This is a genomic window from Stenotrophomonas sp. GD04024, from assembly GCF_029837545.1.
GTDB classification, from domain to species: domain Bacteria; phylum Pseudomonadota; class Gammaproteobacteria; order Xanthomonadales; family Xanthomonadaceae; genus Stenotrophomonas; species Stenotrophomonas forensis.
On the sequence record NZ_JAOEDV010000035.1, the window covers coordinates 16,096 to 34,775 of the forward strand.

The 18,680-nt window shown below is 65.8% G+C and carries 18 protein-coding genes; 4 read left to right on the top strand and 14 right to left on the bottom strand.

The window, feature by feature from the left end; genetic code table 11:
• Positions 1-53 precede the first annotated feature (53 nt).
• Positions 54-1,400, top strand: coding sequence for a sigma-54 dependent transcriptional regulator (locus N7590_RS12680; protein WP_053509713.1), 1,347 nt, complete (start codon positions 54-56; stop codon positions 1,398-1,400).
• Complete coding sequence (locus N7590_RS12685; protein ID WP_053450858.1) at positions 1,397-2,749, top strand: HAMP domain-containing sensor histidine kinase; 1,353 nt, start codon at positions 1,397-1,399, stop codon at positions 2,747-2,749. Before N7590_RS12680 ends, N7590_RS12685 begins: the two co-directional genes overlap by 4 nt.
• A 56-nt stretch (positions 2,750-2,805) precedes the next feature.
• Here the strand turns inward: N7590_RS12685 and N7590_RS12690 are convergent, their stop codons facing one another.
• Together N7590_RS12690 and glmU are read right to left on the bottom strand one after the other, a co-directional pair.
• Positions 2,806-3,339, bottom strand: coding sequence for a GNAT family N-acetyltransferase (locus N7590_RS12690; protein ID WP_164241403.1), 534 nt, complete (start codon positions 3,337-3,339; stop codon positions 2,806-2,808).
• Positions 3,308-4,675 carry a bifunctional UDP-N-acetylglucosamine diphosphorylase/glucosamine-1-phosphate N-acetyltransferase GlmU gene (gene glmU / locus N7590_RS12695; protein ID WP_053509685.1) on the bottom strand — a complete coding sequence of 456 codons (1,368 nt, stop codon included), beginning with the start codon at positions 4,673-4,675 and terminating at the stop codon, positions 3,308-3,310. Before glmU ends, N7590_RS12690 begins: the two co-directional genes overlap by 32 nt.
• Before the next feature lie 83 nt (positions 4,676-4,758).
• On the opposite strand from glmU, the gene N7590_RS12700 reads away from it, so the two are divergent.
• Positions 4,759-5,145 (top strand): GtrA family protein, encoded by a 387-nt coding sequence (locus N7590_RS12700; protein ID WP_164241402.1) that lies wholly within the window; start codon positions 4,759-4,761, stop codon positions 5,143-5,145.
• 176 nt (positions 5,146-5,321) lie between these two features.
• On the opposite strand, the gene N7590_RS12705 is transcribed toward N7590_RS12700, so the two are convergent.
• The 9 genes from N7590_RS12705 to N7590_RS12745 form a co-directional block, all read right to left on the bottom strand.
• Complete coding sequence (locus tag N7590_RS12705) at positions 5,322-5,744, bottom strand: F0F1 ATP synthase subunit epsilon (protein WP_006471332.1); 423 nt, start codon at positions 5,742-5,744, stop codon at positions 5,322-5,324.
• Between the two features lie 113 nt (positions 5,745-5,857).
• A complete protein-coding gene (gene atpD / locus N7590_RS12710) occupies positions 5,858-7,264 on the bottom strand; it encodes a F0F1 ATP synthase subunit beta (RefSeq protein WP_006471333.1) in 1,407 nt (468 codons plus the stop codon).
• A gap of 37 nt (positions 7,265-7,301) precedes the next feature.
• Positions 7,302-8,165 carry a F0F1 ATP synthase subunit gamma gene (atpG, locus tag N7590_RS12715; RefSeq protein WP_006471334.1) on the bottom strand — a complete coding sequence of 288 codons (864 nt, stop codon included), beginning with the start codon at positions 8,163-8,165 and terminating at the stop codon, positions 7,302-7,304.
• Positions 8,166-8,262: 97 nt separating this feature from the next.
• The gene (gene atpA / locus N7590_RS12720) at positions 8,263-9,810 is read right to left on the bottom strand and encodes a F0F1 ATP synthase subunit alpha (protein ID WP_049461479.1); all 1,548 of its coding nucleotides are present in this window, start codon (positions 9,808-9,810) and stop codon (positions 8,263-8,265) included.
• Positions 9,811-9,854: 44 nt separating this feature from the next.
• The gene (locus N7590_RS12725; protein ID WP_006471336.1) at positions 9,855-10,382 is read right to left on the bottom strand and encodes a F0F1 ATP synthase subunit delta; all 528 of its coding nucleotides are present in this window, start codon (positions 10,380-10,382) and stop codon (positions 9,855-9,857) included.
• Between the two features lie 2 nt (positions 10,383-10,384).
• Positions 10,385-10,855: a F0F1 ATP synthase subunit B gene (locus tag N7590_RS12730; protein WP_005419512.1), complete on the bottom strand. Its 471-nt coding sequence runs from the start codon at positions 10,853-10,855 to the stop codon at positions 10,385-10,387.
• A gap of 106 nt (positions 10,856-10,961) precedes the next feature.
• On the bottom strand, positions 10,962-11,267 hold the full coding sequence (gene atpE, locus N7590_RS12735; protein ID WP_005411133.1) for a F0F1 ATP synthase subunit C: 306 nt from the start codon (positions 11,265-11,267) through the stop codon (positions 10,962-10,964).
• A gap of 73 nt (positions 11,268-11,340) precedes the next feature.
• Entirely contained in the window at positions 11,341-12,141 is an 801-nt protein-coding gene (gene atpB / locus N7590_RS12740) for a F0F1 ATP synthase subunit A (protein ID WP_049466592.1), read from the bottom strand.
• A 31-nt stretch (positions 12,142-12,172) separates the two neighbouring features.
• Positions 12,173-12,538 (bottom strand): hypothetical protein, encoded by a 366-nt coding sequence (locus N7590_RS12745; protein WP_006471338.1) that lies wholly within the window; start codon positions 12,536-12,538, stop codon positions 12,173-12,175.
• Positions 12,539-12,998: 460 nt separating this feature from the next.
• On the opposite strand from N7590_RS12745, the gene N7590_RS12750 reads away from it, so the two are divergent.
• A complete protein-coding gene (locus N7590_RS12750; RefSeq protein ID WP_053509681.1) occupies positions 12,999-13,817 on the top strand; it encodes a hypothetical protein in 819 nt (272 codons plus the stop codon).
• Between the two features lie 463 nt (positions 13,818-14,280).
• Here N7590_RS12750 and lpdA read toward each other — a convergent pair whose 3' ends face one another.
• The 3 genes from lpdA to N7590_RS12765 all read right to left on the bottom strand — a co-directional run bounded on the left by lpdA (position 14,281) and on the right by N7590_RS12765 (position 18,592).
• Complete coding sequence (gene lpdA / locus N7590_RS12755) at positions 14,281-16,089, bottom strand: dihydrolipoyl dehydrogenase (RefSeq protein ID WP_053509679.1); 1,809 nt, start codon at positions 16,087-16,089, stop codon at positions 14,281-14,283.
• Between the two features lie 107 nt (positions 16,090-16,196).
• Positions 16,197-17,909 (bottom strand): dihydrolipoyllysine-residue acetyltransferase, encoded by a 1,713-nt coding sequence (aceF, locus tag N7590_RS12760; protein WP_164241401.1) that lies wholly within the window; start codon positions 17,907-17,909, stop codon positions 16,197-16,199.
• A 113-nt stretch (positions 17,910-18,022) separates the two neighbouring features.
• Positions 18,023-18,592: a DNA-deoxyinosine glycosylase gene (locus N7590_RS12765; protein WP_080375965.1), complete on the bottom strand. Its 570-nt coding sequence runs from the start codon at positions 18,590-18,592 to the stop codon at positions 18,023-18,025.
• Positions 18,593-18,680 lie beyond the last annotated feature (88 nt).

Sequence of the window (18,680 nt, forward strand, 5' to 3'; positions counted from 1 at the left end):
TGGACACGAACGGCTCCAACGGCGCCGCCCATCCCTTTCTGCAGAACCGCTTGATGCCTTCGATCCTGATCATCGACGACAACGCCAGCGTGGGTACCGCGCTGGACGTGCTGTTCTCCCTGCACGACATCGACACCCTGCAGGCACAGAGCCCGACCGAGGGCCTGGCACTGCTCGAGTCGCAGCCGGTCGACCTGGTGATCCAGGACATGAATTTCAGCGAGGACACCACGTCCGGAGAGGAAGGCGAGGCTCTGTTCGCGCAGATCCGCGAACGCCACCCGGACCTGCCGGTGATCCTGCTCACGGCCTGGACCCATCTGAGCAGCGCGGTGGACCTGGTCAAGGCCGGTGCCGCCGACTACCTGGCCAAGCCGTGGGACGACCGCAAACTGCTGACCACGGTCAACAACCTGCTGGAGTTGTCCGAAGCGCGTCGCGAACTGGACCGGCGTCGCAGCCGTGAACTGCGCCAGCGCAACGCACTGGAAGAGAAGTACGACCTGTGCGGCGCCGTGTTCGCCGACCCGGCCAGCGAGCGTGTCATCGCCCTGGCCTGCCAGGTCGCGCGCTCGGAGCTGCCGGTGCTGATCACCGGTCCCAACGGCGCCGGCAAGGAGAAGATCGCGCAGATCATCCAGGCCAATTCGCTGGCGGCCAAGGGCCCGTTCATCACCGTCAACTGCGGTGCGTTGCCATCGGAACTGATCGAAGCCGAACTGTTCGGCGCCGAGGCCGGTGCCTACACAGGCGCCAACAAGGCACGCGAGGGCAAGTTCGAAGCGGCCGACGGCGGCACCCTGTTCCTCGACGAGATCGGCAACCTGTCGCTGGGCGGGCAGATGAAGCTGCTGCGCGTGCTGGAAACCGGCCGCTTCGAGCGCCTGGGCTCCAACCGCGAGCGCCAGGTCAAGGTGCGCGTGGTCAGTGCGACCAATGCCGACCTTCCGGCCATGATCCGCGACGGCACCTTCCGCGAAGATCTCTATTACCGCCTCAACACGGTGGAACTGGTGCTGCCGCCACTGGCCGAACGCCCGGGCGACATCGTGCCCCTGGCCGAGCGTTTCCTGGCCACCGACAAGCCACTGTCCAGTGCAGCGGCCACTGCGCTGCAGCGGCATCCGTGGCCCGGCAATGTGCGTGAACTGCGCAATGTGATCCAGCGCGCCCAGCTGCTGGCCACCGGCAGCCGCATCGAAGTGGCTGACCTCAACCTGCCGCGCACCGCGGCGGCACCGCGCCCGGCACCGGGTGCCGGCAATGATCCTGATCGCGCGCGCATCGAAGATGTGCTGGCACGCAACCATGGCGTGATCGCGCAGGCCGCGGCCGAGCTCGGGCTCAGCCGCCAGGCGCTGTACCGGCGCATGGACCGCCACGGCATTCCGCGCGAATGAAGCGGCGCTCGTTCACCTTCCGCCTGTTCCTGCGCCTGCTGCCGGTGCTGGCGCTGGCTGCCGCGTTGCCGTGGCTGCTGGCGTACTGGATGGATCACGGCTGGGTGATCACCACGGTATCGACGCTGGTCCTGCTGTCGCTGATGTGGTGGACCCTGCGCCGCGCGACCGCACCGGTGCGCTCGCTGATGCGCGCGCTCTCCGGCACCACCAGCAGCTACCGCGATGGTGAGTACAACTTCGGCGTGCACTGGCCGGGCAATGATGAGCTGGGCGACCTGGTGCAGGCGCACCGCGAGCTGGGCGATGTGCTGCGTGCGCAGCGGCAAGGGCTGGTGCAGCGCGAACTGCTGCTCGACACCATGGTGCAGAACACGCCGGTGGCGATGCTGCTGATCGCGTCCGGCGGCGATGGCATCGCCCGCGTGGTGTTCTCCAACCTGGCCGCGCGCAAGCTGCTGCACGGCGGCTGGAAGCTGGAAGGCCAGCGCCTGGAGGATGTGCTGGAACAGGTGCCGGTGGAGCTGCGCGATGCGATCGCCCGCGGCGGCGACAGCCTGTTCGCGGTGCATGCCGAAGGCGAGGACGGCGACGAGGAAGACGAGCAGGTCTACCACCTCTCACGCCGCGCGTTCCAGCTCAACGGCCGCCCGCACGACCTGCTGCTGGTACGCCTGCTGACCGCCGAACTGCGCCGCCAGGAGGTGCAGACCTGGAAGAAGGTGATCCGGGTGATCAGCCACGAGCTCAACAATTCGCTGGCGCCGATCGCTTCGCTGGCCCATTCCGGCGGCGTGCTGGTGCAGCGCGAACGCTTCGACCGGCTGCCGGAAATCTTCACCACCATCGAAGACCGTGCGCGCCACCTGGAGGGCTTCATCCGTGGCTATGCGCGCTTTGCCAAGCTGCCCCAGCCACAGCTGCAGACCGTGCACTGGGCGCCGTTCCTGTCCAGCCTGCGCCAGCAGATTCCGTTCACCATGGAGCGCGAGCCGGACGAGGCGCTGAGCAGCCGCATCGACATCGCGCAGTTCGGGCAGGCACTGTTGAACCTGCTGAAGAACGCGCACGAAGCCTGCGCGGAAGCCGATCCGCCCAACGATGACGTGCAGGTGCAGCTGACACGGCTGCCGCAATGGCTGCGCCTGGACGTGCTGGACCGCGGCAAGGGCATGAACGAGCAGGTACTGCAGAACGCGCTGATGCCGTTCTATTCGACCAAGCGCAATGGCACCGGATTGGGGCTGGCGCTGACCCGCGAGATCGTGGAGGCGCATGGCGGGCGGGTGTCGCTGCAGAATCGCGGCGATGGCGGGTTGTGCGTGTCGATCCTGCTGCCGGCGGGTTGAGTGGATCGATGGGGTGGATCCACGCCATGCGTGGATGTGCCGACCGAGGTCGGCCCCTACCAGACCCGTCGCATCGCCACCCGCAGGTGCATCGGAAACCCGAGCGCAGCCTCTTCGGCCATGACGGTGCGCAGGCCGTCGTTCCACTGCGCCTCAGGCACTACGTCGAACCCTTCGCTGGCATAGAAAGCTGCATTCCACGGCACGTCGCTCAAGGTGGTCAGCACCGCTGCAGCAAAGCCGGAGGCCCTGGCCTGCGCCAATGCATGCCGCAGCAACGCACGGCCATGGCCGCGACGCGCATGCACCGGGTCGACGTCCATCTGCAGCACATGGAATTCACCGCACAGCTCGCCCGCCAGCAGGTAACCGGCAATGCCGCCCCCGGCGGCATCCACGACCCATAGCTGACCACGCTGAAGGCCCTCGCGCAGTGTCGACAGATCCAGCCCATGACCCGCGAACACGGGATAGGCCTCGTGGCCCTTCAACACCTCGCCAGCGCGCTGCTCGATGCCCGGCAGCACGCCGAGTTCATCGGCGTGCGGAACGCGGGGCTCAGGACTTCTTGAGCGGGCGCTTCCAGCCATCGATGGTTTCCTGCCGTGCGCGTGCCAGGGTCAGCTTGCCATCCGGCGCGTTGCGGGTGATGACCGAACCGGCGGCGATGGTTGCGCTTTCGCCGATGGTCACCGGTGCCACCAGCGAGCTGTTGGAACCGATGAACGCGTTGTCGCCGATGGTGGTGGTCGACTTGCTCACGCCGTCGTAGTTGCAGGTGATGGTGCCGGCACCGATGTTCACCTTGCTGCCGATGACCGCGTCGCCCAGATAGGTCAAATGGTTGGCCTTGCTGCCGACGCCGAGGGTGACCTTCTTGGTTTCGACGAAGTTGCCGACGTGCACGCCATCGGCCAGCACGGTACCTGGGCGCAGGCGCGCGAACGGGCCGACCAGCGCAGCGCCCTCGGTGACCACGCCTTCCAGATCGCAGTGTGCGCGCACTTCCGTGCCCGGCCCGAGATTGACGTCCTTCAGACGGTTGAACGGGCCAACGGTGACGCCATCGCCGAGCACGATGTTGCCTTCCAGCACGACGTCGACGTCGATCAGCACATCGCTGCCGACGGTAACGGTGCCGCGGATATCCAGCCGCGCCGGATCACGCACGCGCGCCCCCTGCGCGCACAGCGCACGCACCGCGCGCCGCTGCCAGGCGCGCTCCAGCTGCGACAGCTGCCAGGGATCGTTCGCGCCTTCGGCCTCCTGCGCGTCGGCGACCAGCGCCATCTCGGCCGGTGTGTACTCGTGGGCAGCAAAGGCGAAGACATCCGTCAGGTAGTACTCGCCCTGTGCATTGCTGTTGGAAAGCTGCGACAGCCAGCGGCGCAGTGCGGTCGACTCGGCCGCGATGATGCCGGTATTGATCGTGCGCACGCGCAGTTGATCGTCAGTGGCATCCTTCTGCTCGACGATCGAGCCGACCTTGCCCTCGGCATCGCGCAGCACGCGGCCGTAGCCGGTGGGATCGTCGACCTCGGCGACCAGCACCGCCAGGCGGCCCGGCTGCGCCAGCAGGTCGCGCAGGGTCTGCGCGCGGATCAGCGGCACGTCGCCGTACAGCACCAGCACCTGTGCGGCATCGGGCACCTGCGGCATTGCCTGCGCCACCGCATGGCCCGTGCCGAGCTGCTGGGCCTGCTCGGCCCACTGCAGGTCAGGCTGGCCCGCAAAGTGCTGCCGCACCGCTTCACCACCATGACCGTAGACCACGTGGATGGCGGCAGGCTGCAGCTCGCGTGCCGCGGCAATCACATGTGCCAGCATCGGCTCGCCGGCGATAGGCTGCAGCACTTTCGGCAGCACCGATTTCATGCGCTTGCCCGCGCCGGCGGCGAGGATGATGACGTGCAGGGGTTGGGTCATGGCAACGGCAATCTGTAGTTCGTTGCCGATGATTCTAGTGCGTGGGCCGCTAACATGGGGGCCTGCCCGTCCTCACCCCAACCATGAGCCTGCTCCGCCAGGGAAGCGCCTACCTCGTCATCGGCGCACTGCAGCTGCTGCTCGACTGGGCGGTGTTCGTGCTGGCCACGGCGGCGGGCGTGCCCGTGGTACCGGGCAACCTGGCCGGGCGCGTGGCCGGCATGCTGCTAGGTTTCTGGTTGAACGGGCGGATCACCTTCGCCACGGCCGACGGCCAGCAACGGCTGGGCTGGCACCGCTTCGCGCGCTTCCTGCCCCTGTGGCTGCTGCTCACCGCCGCCAGCACGCTGCTGGTAGCGGCCGCGGACCATGCGCTGGGCCTGCAGTACGCCTGGCTGGCCAAGCCGCTGGTGGAAGGCGGGCTGGCCGCTGTCTCGTTCCTGCTGATGCGCTACGTGGTGTATCGCTGATACGAGGTGGGGATCCGGATCGGTAGAGTCGACTGTCAGTCGACTGCCTTTCGATCAGGCCGCGAAAAACCCGCGCTGCGCGCGATAGTCGAGCAACGGTCGACTCTACCCAGTGCGGTCGGCACCAACAAAAACGCCGGCGCAGGGCCGGCGTTCTCGTGGGTGCAGCGCGAACCTCAGTGCTTGAGGGTCTTGCGCAGGCGCTCCAGCGCCTGCAGCTGCACCACGGCCTCGGCCAGCTTCTGCTGGGCTTCGGCAATTTCCATGGCTTCACCACGGTTGGCCAGGATGCGCTCGGCTTCTTCCTTGGCCTTGCGGACCGAGGCTTCGTCGATGTCCTGTGCGCGGATCGCGGTGTCGGCCAGCACGGTCACCACCTGCGGCTGCACTTCCAGGATGCCGCCGGAAATGGCGAAATCCAGCTGCTCGCCGTTCGGCGTGGTCACCACCACCTTGCCTGGCTTCAGGCGGGTGATCAGCGGCGCGTGCTTGGGCGCGATGCCCAGTTCGCCCAGCTCACCGGTGGCCACGACCAGGGTCGCTTCGCCACGGAAGATTTCCTGCTCGGCGCTGACGATGTCGCAACGGATCGTGCTCATGCAAATCTCTTCGCTGTTCGCGGCGGCGCAATGCCACCGTGGGAGTCCACCGGTGCAGGCGGTTGCCCGGCACCGGCGTCAGGTCGGGCAGGATCGCTCCCGCCCGTCCCGGATCAGGCCTTCTCGGCCATCTTCTTGGCCTTCTCGACCGCTTCTTCGATGCCGCCGACCATGTAGAACGCCTGCTCCGGCAGGTGGTCGTACTCGCCATCGACGATGGCCTTGAAGCCACGGATGGTGTCCTTCAGCGGCACGTACTTGCCCGGCGAACCGGTGAACACTTCGGCCACGTGGAACGGCTGGCTGAAGAAGCGCTCGATCTTGCGGGCGCGCGACACGGCCTGCTTGTCTTCTTCGGACAGTTCGTCCATGCCCAGGATGGCGATGATGTCCTTCAGTTCCTTGTACTTCTGCAGGGTCTGCTGGACGCGCTGGGCGGTGTCGTAGTGCTCGTGGCCGATGACCAGCGGGTCCATCTGGCGGCTGGTGGAGTCCAGCGGATCGACGGCCGGGTAGATACCCAGCGAGGCGATCGAACGCGACAGGGTGACGGTCGAGTCCAGGTGGGCGAAGGTGGTCGCCGGCGACGGGTCGGTCAGGTCGTCCGCGGGAACGTAGACGGCCTGGATCGAGGTGATCGAACCGTTCTTGGTCGAGGTGATGCGTTCCTGCAGGACGCCCATTTCCTCGGCCAGGGTCGGCTGGTAACCCACGGCCGACGGCATACGGCCCAGCAGTGCCGACACTTCGGTACCGGCCAGGGTGTAGCGGTAGATGTTGTCGACGAACAGCAGGACGTCCTTGCCCTTGCCGTTTTCGTCCTTCTCGTCGCGGAAGTACTCGGCCATGGTCAGGCCGGTCAGGGCGACGCGCAGACGGTTGCCCGGCGGCTCGTTCATCTGGCCGTACACCATCGCCACCTTGTCGAGGACGTTGGAGTCCTTCATTTCGTGGTAGAAGTCGTTGCCCTCACGGGTACGCTCACCCACGCCGGCGAACACGGACAGACCGCTGTGCGCCTTGGCGATGTTGTTGATCAGCTCCATCATGTTGACGGTCTTGCCGACGCCGGCGCCGCCGAACAGGCCGACCTTGCCGCCCTTGGCGAACGGGCACATCAGGTCGATGACCTTGATGCCGGTTTCCAGCAGTTCGGTGGCCGGGGACTGGTCTTCGTACGACGGGGCCGCACGGTGGATTTCCCAGCTGTCGCTGGCGGCCACCGGGCCGGCTTCGTCGATCGGACGGCCGAGCACGTCCATGATGCGGCCCAGGGTGCCAGCACCGACCGGCACGGAGATGCCGCGGTTGGTGTTGGTGGCGATCAGGTTGCGCTTCAGGCCATCGGTGGAACCGAGGGCGATGGTGCGCACCACGCCGTCGCCCAGCTGCTGCTGGACTTCAAGGGTGATTTCGGTGTTGTCGACCTTCAGTGCGTCGTACACCTTCGGCACCGACTCACGCGGGAATTCGACGTCGACGACCGCGCCGATGATCTGAACGATCTTGCCCTGACTCATTGCTGCATCCTCTAATGTGTGCTTTGAACGAACGCGGTCAGACTGCTGCCGCGCCGCCGACGATTTCGGAGATTTCCTGGGTGATCGCTGCCTGGCGCGCCTTGTTGTAGACGAGCTGCAGGGTGCCGATCAGCTTGTTGGCGTTGTCGCTCGCCGCCTTCATCGCAACCATGCGTGCGGCATGCTCGGAGGCGACGTTTTCCAGCAGTGCCTGGTACACCAGCGACTCGATGTAACGCGTCATCACGTGCTCCAGCACGGTCGCGGCATCGGGTTCGTACAGGTAATCCCAGTCGTGGTGAGCGACCTGCTTCTCAGCCGGCGGCAGCGGCAGCAGCTGATCGAAGCTGGCCTTCTGCGTCATGGTGTTCACGAAGCGGTTGTAGACCAGGTACACGCGGTCGACCTTGCCTTCGGTGAAGGCGTCGAGCATGACTTTGATCACACCGATCAGCGATTCCAGCTTCGGCACGTCGCCGATGTGGGTCACGCTGCCGACCATGTTGACCTTCACGCGGCGGAAGAAGGTCGATGCCTTCTGGCCGATGGTCACCAGGTCCACTTCGGCACCCTTGTCCTGCCATGCCTTGGCTTCGCCCAGCATCTTGCGGAACAGGTTGTTGTTCAGGCCGCCGGCCAGGCCGCGATCGGAGGAGATCACGATGAACCCGACCCGCTTGACCTGCTCGCGCTCGACCAGGAACGGATGCTGGTAGTCGGTGCTGGCCTGGGCCAGGTGGCCGATCACCTGCTTCATCGCCTGCGCGTACGGACGCGAGGTCTTCATCCGATCCTGCGCCTTGCGGATCTTGGAGGCCGAGACCATTTCCAGGGCGCGCGTCACCTTGCGGGTGTTCTGCACGCTCTTGATCTTGGTTTTGATTTCGCGTCCGCTTGCCATCTCTTGTTTCCCGTGGCGCGGGGCTGATGCCCCGCGTTGTTCAACCGTTTGTCATCTGGTCCAGCGGAGCCGGTGGCTCCGCTCTACAGGACCGCGATTACCAGCTGCCGGTGGTCTTGAACTCGGCGATGCCCTTCTTGAAGGCACCTTCGATGTCGTTGTCCCAACCGCCGGTGGCGTTGACCTTGCTGACCAGCTCGCCCTGGGTGTTGGCGAAGTGGGCGTGCAGGCCTTCTTCGAACGCCAGCAGCTTGTTGACCGGCACGTCGTCGAGGTAACCCTCGTTGACGGCGTAGATCGACAGCGCCTGGTTGGCGATCGACATCGGCGCGTACTGCTTCTGCTTCATCAGCTCGGTGACGCGCTGGCCACGCTCCAGCTGCTTGCGGGTCGCTTCGTCCAGGTCCGAGGCGAACTGCGCGAACGCAGCCAGCTCACGGTACTGGGCCAGCGAGATACGGATGCCACCCGACAGCTTCTTGATGATCTTGGTCTGGGCCGAGCCACCGACGCGCGACACCGAGATACCGGCGTTCACGGCCGGGCGGATGCCGGCGTTGAACAGGTCGGTTTCCAGGAAGATCTGGCCGTCGGTGATCGAGATCACGTTGGTCGGAACGAAGGCGGACACGTCGCCGGCCTGGGTTTCGATGATCGGCAGCGCGGTCAGCGAACCGGTCTTGCCGGTGACCTTGCCTTCGGTGAACTTCTCGACGTATTCCTCGGACACGCGGGCAGCGCGCTCGAGCAGGCGGGAGTGCAGGTAGAACACGTCACCCGGGTAGGCTTCACGGCCCGGCGGGCGCTTCAGCAGCAGCGAGATCTGGCGGTAGGCCACGGCCTGCTTGGACAGATCGTCGTACACGATCAGCGCGTCTTCGCCGCGGTCCATGAAGTACTCACCCATGGTGCAGCCCGAGTAGGCGCTGATGTACTGCATGGCAGCCGATTCGGAAGCGGTCGCGGCCACCACGATGGTGTGGGCCAGCGCGCCGTTCTCTTCCAGCTTGCGCACGATGTTGGCGATGGTCGAAGCCTTCTGGCCGATCGCAACGTACACGCACTTGATGCCGGTGCCCTTCTGGTTGATCACCGCGTCGATCGCCATGGCGGTCTTGCCGGTCTGGCGGTCACCGATGATCAGCTCGCGCTGGCCACGGCCGATCGGGATCATGGCGTCGACCGACTTGTAACCGGTCTGCACCGGCTGGTCGACCGACTTGCGCCAGATCACGCCCGGAGCAACGCGCTCCACCGGAGCGGTCAGTTCGGTGCCCAGCGGGCCCTTGCCGTCGATCGGCTCGCCCAGCGCGTTCACGACGCGGCCCAGCAGTTCCGGACCGACCGGCACTTCCAGGATGCGGCCGGTGGTCTTGGCGACGTCGCCTTCGCGCAGGTGCTCGTAGTCACCCAGGACCACGGCGCCGACCGAGTCGCGCTCCAGGTTCAGGGCCAGGGCGAAGGTGTTGTTCGGCAGTTCGATCATTTCGCCCTGCATCACGTCGGCCAGACCGAAGATGCGCACGATGCCGTCGGACACGCTGGTCACGGTGCCTTCGTTGCGCGATTCCGCGGCCAGCTTGACCTTCTCGATGCGGTTCTTGATCAGTTCGCTGATTTCGGAGGGGTTGAGCGTGGTTGCCATCGTCAAGTCCTAGTGCCGGCAGCGGGGCCGGACGTTAAATGAATTCAGTTAGCGAGCGCGGTCTGCAGACGGGCCAGCTTGCCCTTCAGCGAACCATCGATGACCACGTCGCCGGCGTCGATCACGGCGCCGCCGATCAGCGAGGCATCGACCGCGGTGGTCACGTCGACCTCGCGGTTGAAGCGCTTGCGCAGCGCGACCTTGATCGCATCCAGCTCACCGGCCGACAGCTCGGCCGCCGAGGTCACGGTGGCCTTGACCACGTGCTCGGCTTCGGCGCGCAGGGCATCGAACATGCCGGAGATTTCCGGCAGCAGCGGCAGACGATGCGAGTCGGCCAGGATGGCCAGGAAGCGCGAGTAGGTCTCGCCGTGGGTCACCGGCGCCAGCAGGGCGACGGCGTCGTCACGGCCCAGCTCCGGGTTGGCGAGCAGGGCCGCCACGCGCGGATCGGCGGCGACGTGGGCGGAGAACGCCAGGGCGTCCGACCACGGCGCGAACGCGCCTTCGTCGCGCGCGGTCGCGAACGCGGCGCGGGCGTACGGGCGGGCAAGCGTGAGGGCCTGGCTCATCCTTAGATCTCCGAGGCCAGCTCGTCGAGCAGCGCCTTGTGGGCGTTGGCGTCGATTTCGCGCTTGAGCAGCTTTTCGGCACCGGTCACGGCCAGCGCGGACACCTGCTTGCGCAGATCTTCACGGGCACGGTTGGCGGCGGCGTCGATTTCAGCCTGGGCCAGTTCCTTCTGACGGGTGGCTTCGGTGATCGCTTCGTTACGGGCAGCATCAACGATCTGGTTGGCGCGCGCGTGGGCCTGGTCGATGATCTCGTTGGCCTTGGTGCGTGCTTCTTTCAGCGCTTCGTTGACCTTCTCCTGCGCCTGGGCCAGATCTTTCTGGCTGCGGTCGGCAGCAGCGAGGCCTTCAGCAATCTTCTGCTGGCGCTCTTCGATCGCGTTCATCAGCGGCGGCCAGATCTTGGTCGCGATGATCCAGATCAGACCAGCGAAGGCGAGCGCCTGCGCAAGAAGGGTGAAATTGATATTCATGGTTAGCTCGATCGCTGGTTTCGGGGTGGACGCGCCGCCGTAGCGGCGCATCCGGCCTTCATCCGAAACCGGGTGCATCAGCACCCGGTCGTCTCAAACCGCTGTATCAGCCGGCCAGAGCCTTGGTGACGGCGCCAGCGAAGGCAGCCGACAGCGGGTTGGCGAAGGCCAGCAGCAGGCCGACGGCGACCGAGATGATGAACGCGGCGTCGATCAGGCCGGCGGTGATGAACATGCGGACCTGCAGGACCGGGATCAGTTCCGGCTGGCGGGCGGCCGACTCCAGGAACTTACCAGCCATGATGGCCAGACCCAGACCGGCGCCCAGCGCGGCCAGGCCGATCATGATGCCGACGGCAAGGGCGGTGGAGCTCTGAATCTGCGCGAAGTTGGTCAGGACGGCGAAGTACATGGTTATCTCCAGGAACTTAAGTTGCTAAGGGTGATGAAACGGATGAAGGTTGAAACGCGTTGAAGCTTGAAACTCAGTGAGCGTCTTCCGACAGGCTCAGGTACACGATCGACAGCATCATGAAGATGAAGGCCTGCAGCGGGATCACCAGCAGGTGGAACAGCATCCAGCCGAGGCCGAACGCACCACCGGCAATGGCACCGAAGAAACCGGCACCACCCAGCACCCAGATCAGCAGGAACACGATTTCGCCGCCGAACATGTTGCCGAACAGTCGCATCGCCAGCGAGATCGGCTTGCTCAGCCACTCGACGATGTTGAGGATCAGGTTGAACGGCATCATCCACTTGCCGAACGGCGCCGTCAGGAATTCCTTGATGAAGCCCAGCAGGCCCTTCGACTTCAGCGCGAAGAACAGCATCAGGAAGAACACGCTGATGGCCATGCCCAGGGTGGCATTGACGTCGGCGGTCGGCACCGGCTTCCAGTAGTGGATGCCCGCCCATTCCAGCGGCTTGGCGATGAAGTCGGCCGGGATCATCTTGATCAGGTTCATCATCAGGATCCAGAAGAAGATCGTGATGGCGATCGGCGTGACCAGCTTGCTCTTGCCGTGGTAGGTGTCCTTGGCCTGGCGGTCGACGAACTCCAGGCAGATCTCGACGAAGGCCTGCCACTTGCCCGGCACGCCGGCGGTGGCCTTGCGGGTGCCCAGCCAGAACGCGACCACGATCACCAGGCCCATCAGGACCGCGGTGAGGAAGGTATCGACGTGGATATGCCAGAACATACCCTCACCCTTGCCGACCGGCGCGGTCAGGTTGTGCAGGTGATGCTGGATGTAGCTGGTAGGGGTTAGAGCCTCGCCCGCCATGTGTCCGGAACCTTCAGTTAATTGAATTCTGTCAACGCCTGGCCATGGCCAGGACCTGGAACATCAAGCCGACGGCGATACCGGCCAACAGCGCCAATGCAGGCAGCTTGAAGACCAGGAACCCCACCAGCAGGACGCCGAAAACCACCACCCACTTGGCCACGATCGCAATGATCAGGCGAGCCATCGCCGAACCTGCGGCCACCGCTCCCCCGCTCAGTGCCATCCGCGCCGCCACCCAGCCACCGGCCGAAATGGCCACACCGGACGCCAGCGCGCCGAGGGCATACTTCGGACCCACCAGCAGGAAGGCCAGGGCCAGGACAGCGACCGCGGCCAGCGGGTAGACCGCGGCGCGCAGCATCAGTCGCCGACCCGCATCAACGGAGTTCAGCACAGGACGTCCCGCGTGGTTGCAAGTGGAGGGCTGAGGCGGCTACAGCAGAGGGGGCCTCATCGAGCCGCCAAATTATAGCAATGGGACAATTTGCGAGACAACCGCTGCCTGTTCATCCCGGGAGGCCGCAAGTTGCGGTAACGGTTACATTTTTGCGTGCCACCCAAGGGACAATGACGTCCGCATGATGCTGCAGCGCAGTATTGAACTTTGGTCGCAGGCTGCGGAACTTTCGCCGAATGCGCCGGTCCGATCTTTCGACCTGCCTGCAGCAACCTCGTCGACGCTTCGCCCCGCAGGTCCCACGATGGCCCCGAAGCCCGGCTCCGGGGCCATCTTTTTGCATCGTCGCGACAGCGCTGAACCGTGCACATCCCGTGGACCATACGTTCACGGATGGTGGACGCCGCCGTCCGGCACAGTGGTCTTCATTCTGATGAACCACTGCAAGGACTCTTCGATGCGCTCCGTTCCCACCCTGCTCGCCCTCTCCCTGCTCGCCGCCGGCGCTTCGTTCGCCAATGCCGCCCACGCCGCGGAAGGCGACGACCGTTTCGCCATCCGCCTGGGTGCGATGAACATCGATTCGGATAACACGCTCCGCGGCAGGACCAACGTGGCTGGCCAGGACATCGCCCTGGACCAGGACTTCAAGCTGGGCGGCAAGGAATGGGAGCCGCGCATCGACGGCATGTTCCGCATCAGCAACCGCCAGCGCCTGCTGTTCAACTACTTCAAGTACGACAAGGATCGCCGCGAGACGCTGGACCAGGGCATTTCCTTCGGCGGTGAGAACGTACCGGCCGGCAGCTTCGTGAAGGGTGAACTGAAGTACCAGGTGGCCAGCCTGGTCTATGACTATTCGGTCGTCGATACCGACACCTTCGACCTCGGCCTGCAGATCGGTGGCGAGTACGCCAAGGTCAGCACCAAGGGTTATGCCGACCTGGGCACCGTGTACGAAGGCCAGTTCCTCGACGAGAAGGCCGACGGCATCGCGCCGGTGGTGGGTGCGCGCATGACCTTCACCCCGTCCGAGCGCTGGATGATCACGCTGCAGGGCCAGTACCTGAACACGCGTTGGGGCAGCTTCGATGACTACAAGGGCGACCTGAGCCGCGCCAATGCCATCGTCGATTACCGCTTCACCAAGAACTTCGGCGTGTTCGCCGGCTACGACTGGTTCAAGCTGGACGTGGACAAGAAGGGCAGCGACGGCACCGTCGGCCTGAAGCAGGAATTCAAGGGCCCGGTGGCAGGCGTCAGCTTCGTGTTCTGATCCCCCGCCCCTTCCACCGCACTCTCTCTCCTGGCGCGGCCTCCGGATCATCGGGGCCGCGCTTTTTTTGTGGACTCCTGACAGGACAGCAGAAGCGGGTTGGTCGAGCGCTGGAGGGAGCGGGGGCTGCGTGCGAATGTCCCCCGGCGCCGGCCTGCGGCCGGCACCTCCTCCTTTACTTCGCACACAGCCCCCGCTCCCTCCGCGTGTCAGGCACCCGGGTGGCTTTGGCAGCTGCTCTCGACTGTCCGCAAGCCGAGCCGCTGCGCGGGTGGTGGGCGTTTCGACAAAGTAAAGGAGGAGGCGACCGCCGCAGGCGGGCGACGGGGGACATTTGTCGAAATGCCCGCCTCCCGCGCAGCGGCCCCAACCCTCGCGATGACAACAGCCGAAGACATTCCTGCAGCCAACGAAAAAGCCCCGGCAGAAGCCAGGGCTTTTCGTTCGGAACGGCGCGGGCGCCTTACTTCTTCTTCGGCATGTACAGATCGGTGATCGTGCCGTCGTAGATCTCCGAGGCCATCGCCACCGACTCGCTCAGCGTCGGGTGCGCGTGGATGGTGTGGCCGATGTCTTCGGCTTCGGCACCCATCTCGATGGCCAGGCCGATCTCGGCCAGCAGGTCACCGGCATGCACGCCGACGATGGCACCACCGATGATGCGGTGGGTCTCTTCGTCGAAGATCAGCTTGGTGAAGCCCTCGGTACGACCGATGCCGATCGCGCGACCGCTGGCCGCCCACGGGAACTTGGCCACGCCGACCTTCAGGCCCTTGGCCTTGGCTTCGGTCTCGGTGACGCCAACCCAGGCGATTTCCGGGTTGGTGTAGGCCACCGACGGAATCACGCGGGCGACCCATTCCTTCTTGTGGCCGGCAGCCACTTCGGCGGCCAGCTTGCCTTCGTGCGTGGCCTTGTGGGCCAGCATCGGGTTGCCGACGATGTCGCCGATGGCAAAGATGTGCGGCACGTTGGTGCGCATCTGGCGGTCCACCGGGATGAAGCCACGCTCGGTGACCTGCACGCCGGCCTTCTCGGCATCGATCTTCCTGCCGTTCGGCGAGCGGCCGACGGCCACCAGTACGCGGTCAAAGGTGCCCTGCGCCAGCGCCGGCGACTGGCCTTCCTCGGCGGCTTCGAAGGACACGGTGATGCCCTTGGCATCGGCGGTGACGCCCGAGGCCTTGGTCTTCAGGTGCACTTCGATGCCCTGCTTCTTCAGGCGGTCGGCCAGCGGCTTGACCAGGTCCTTGTCGGCACCCGGCATCAGCTGGTCCATGAACTCGACCACGGTGACCTTGCTGCCCAGCGCGCCATACACGGTGGCCATTTCCAGGCCGATGATGCCGCCGCCGACGACCAGCAGCGAGCCCGGCACTTCGGCCAGCTCCAGCGCATCGGTGGAGTCCATCACGCGCGTGTCGTCCCAGGGGAAGTTCGGCAGCTTCACCGCCTGCGAACCGGCGGCGATGATGCACTTCTGGAAGCGCAGCAGCTGGGTGCTGCCGTCAGCGGCGGTGATCTCCAGCTCGTTGGCCGAGACGAACCTGCCGACGCCCTGCACGCTGCGGACCTTGCGCTGCTTGGCCATGCCGGCCAGGCCCTTGGTCAGCTGGTTGACGACCTTTTCCTTGTACTGGCGCAGCTTGTCCAGGGTGATGGTCGGCTTGCCGAACTCGACGCCGAAATCACCGGCGTGGGCCACTTCGTCGATCACCGCTGCGGCATGCAGCAGCGCCTTGGACGGAATGCAGCCGACGTTGAGGCAGACGCCACCGAGGCTGGCGTAGCGCTCGACCAGCACGGTATCCAGGCCAACGTCGGCGGCGCGGAAGGCGGCGGTGTAGCCGCCCGGGCCCGAGCCCAGCACGACCATTTCGCATTCGATATCGGCCGGCTTGCCGCTGGACAGCGCCGGCTTCGGTGCGGCCGGTTCAGCCGGGGCGCGGTGCGACGGGGTCACCGGCGGCTTGCTGGCCGGCGCAGCTGCGGCCGGAGCCGGTGCCGCGGCCTTGGCCGGGGCTTCTGTGGCGCCTTCGGTTTCCAGCACCACGACCACGGCGCCTTCGGACAGGCTGTCGCCCAGCTTGACCTTCAGTTCCTTGACCACACCGGCGGCCGAAGACGGCACTTCCAGGGTGGCCTTGTCCGATTCCAGGGTCACCAGACCCTGATCCTTCTTCACCGTGTCGCCGACGGCGACCAACACTTCGATCACCGGCACATCGCTGTAATCGCCGATGTCGGGAACCTTGACTTCAATCGTGGCCATGGTGGTTTTCCTCGTGCCCGGCCGGCATGGCCGGCGGGCTGTCACTGCATCTGTTCACGCGGCCGCGCCAGGGGGCGGCAGCCGCACGGTGGGGGCGAAGCGGTGCCTTACAGCAGCACGCGGCGCATGTCGGCCAGTACCTGCGACAGGTAGGTGGTGAAGCGTGCGGCCAGGGCGCCATCGATGACGCGGTGGTCGTAGCTCAGCGACAGCGGCAGCATCAGCTTCGGCGCGAATTCCTTGCCATTCCAGACCGGCTGGATGGAGGACTTGGAGACGCCGAGGATGGCCACTTCCGGTGCATTGACGATCGGGGTGAACGCGGTGCCGCCGATGCCGCCCAGCGAGCTGATCGAGAAGCAGCCGCCGCTCATGTCGGCCGGGCCCAGCTTGCCGTCGCGCGCCTTCTTGGCCAGTTCGCCGGTTTCCTGCGCGATCTGCACCACGCCCTTCTTGTCCACGTCGCGGATGACCGGCACGACCAGGCCGTTCGGCGTGTCGGCGGCGAAACCGATGTGGAAGTACTTCTTCAGGGTCAGGTTTTCACCGCTGGCATCGAGCGAGGCGTTGAATTCCGGGAACTTCTTCAGCGCCGCGGCGCTGGCCTTGATCAGGAAGGCGAGCATGGTCAGCTTGATGCCGGCCTTCTCGTTTTCCTTGTTCAGCGCCACGCGCAGGCCTTCCAGGTCGGTGATGTCGGCCTGTTCGAACTGGGTGACGTGCGGGATCATCGCCCAGTTGCGGGCCAGGTTCGCGCCGGAGATCTTCTTGATGCGCGACAGCGGCTGCACTTCGGTCTCGCCGAACTTGCTGAAGTCGACCTTCGGCCACGGCAGCAGGTTCAGGCCACCACCGGCGGCGACGGGAGCACCGGCAGCAGCCGGCACGCCGCCGCCGAGCGCGGCCTTGACGAACTTCTGCACGTCACCCTTGGTGATGCGGCCGCCCTTCTCGGTGCCGTTGATCTGCAGCAGGTCCACGCCCAGTTCGCGCGCGAACACACGCACCGCCGGGGTGGCGTACGGCACCTTGGCCGGCAGCACGCCATCGGCATTGAACTGCACCGGCGGGCTGGACGGGGTACCGGCCGAGGCGATCTCGCGGGCGGCCAGCTTGTCCGGCTGGGCCGGAACGGCGACCGGCTCGACCTTGGTGGCGGTTTCGGCGGCGGCCGGGGCAGCGGCAGCGGCGGCCTTGCTCGGGGCCGGCGCGGCAGCGCCCTCGGCCTCGATGATGGCGACCACGGCACCCTGCGACAGATTGTCGCCGACCTTGACCTTCAGCTCCTTGACCACGCCAGCAACCGACGACGGCACTTCCATGGTGGCCTTGTCGCTTTCCAGCGTGACCAGGCCCTGGTCCTTCTTGACCGTATCGCCGACGGCGACCAGCACTTCGATGACCGGGATGTCGGTGTAATCGCCGATGTCCGGCACCAGCGCTTCAACGGCACCGCCGCTGGCGGCCGGGGCGGCCGGGGCAGCAGCGGCCGGGGCCGGCGCGCTCTGGGTGGCGGCTGCCGGGGCAGCAGCCTTGGCCGGTGCCGGTGCGCCGGCGGCCGGCTTGGCAGCTTCGCCTTCGGCCACTTCGATCAGCGCCACGACCTTGCCTTCGGACAGGGTGTCGCCGACCTTGACCTTGAGTTCCTTGACCACGCCCGCCACCGAGGACGGCACTTCCATGGTCGCCTTGTCGCTTTCCAGCGTCACCAGGCCCTGGTCCTTCTTGACCGTGTCGCCGACGGCGACAAGCACCTCGATTACCGGGATATCGCTGTAGTCACCGATATCGGGGACAAGTGCTTCCTTGATTTCGGCCATGGGGATAACTCCGGCAATCTGGTGTAGGGAAACGTCTATTGTGCGGCCAGCGGGGTCCAGCGCCAACCGTTACAGGTGTTTTCAGTACGCACGCAGCCGGGACACGCTGTTGCTCATGGGTTGCGGCCTTGACCAGTCGGTAGCGTATTGTCCGGACGATGTCCGCTTGATGTCGCCAGTACGTCGGCCACCGGCTGCCAGGCCAGGCGCAGGCGCGGCAGCGACCACGCCGCGTTGGCCGGGCTGGTGGAGGGCAGCGCCAGCAGCCTCGGCGGCGCCTCCAGCCGGGGCAGCACCCAGCGCTGGAACGCCTGCATCGACGCCGCGCCATTGCAGGCGATCAGCTCCAGCTCAGGAAGCGAGGCGATCAGTGACGGCAGCGCATTGGGCACTTCCGTGCCGCGCACGATGTCCGCGTCCAGGCTGCCGCGCCGCTCGCACTGGCCGATCACATCCCACAGGCCGATGCCCGCGGCGTTCAATGCCTGCAATCGCTGTGCATACGGCAGGCCCGCATCAAACCCGCAGATTTCCGCCAAAAGCGGCCAGAAGCGATTGCGCGGGTGCGCGTAGTAGCGCTGCTCCTGCAGCGACGCCACACCCGGCATCGAACCGAGCAGCAGCACTCTGCAATCCACGTTCACCTGCGCTTGCAGGCCGATGCACATCGTCGCAGCGCTCACATCTTCTCCAACTGAATGAATGTCACGGATGGCCAAAAACCCCATGAATACAGGCTTTTCGCGCTGCTCGCTGAACAAGCCAAACCAA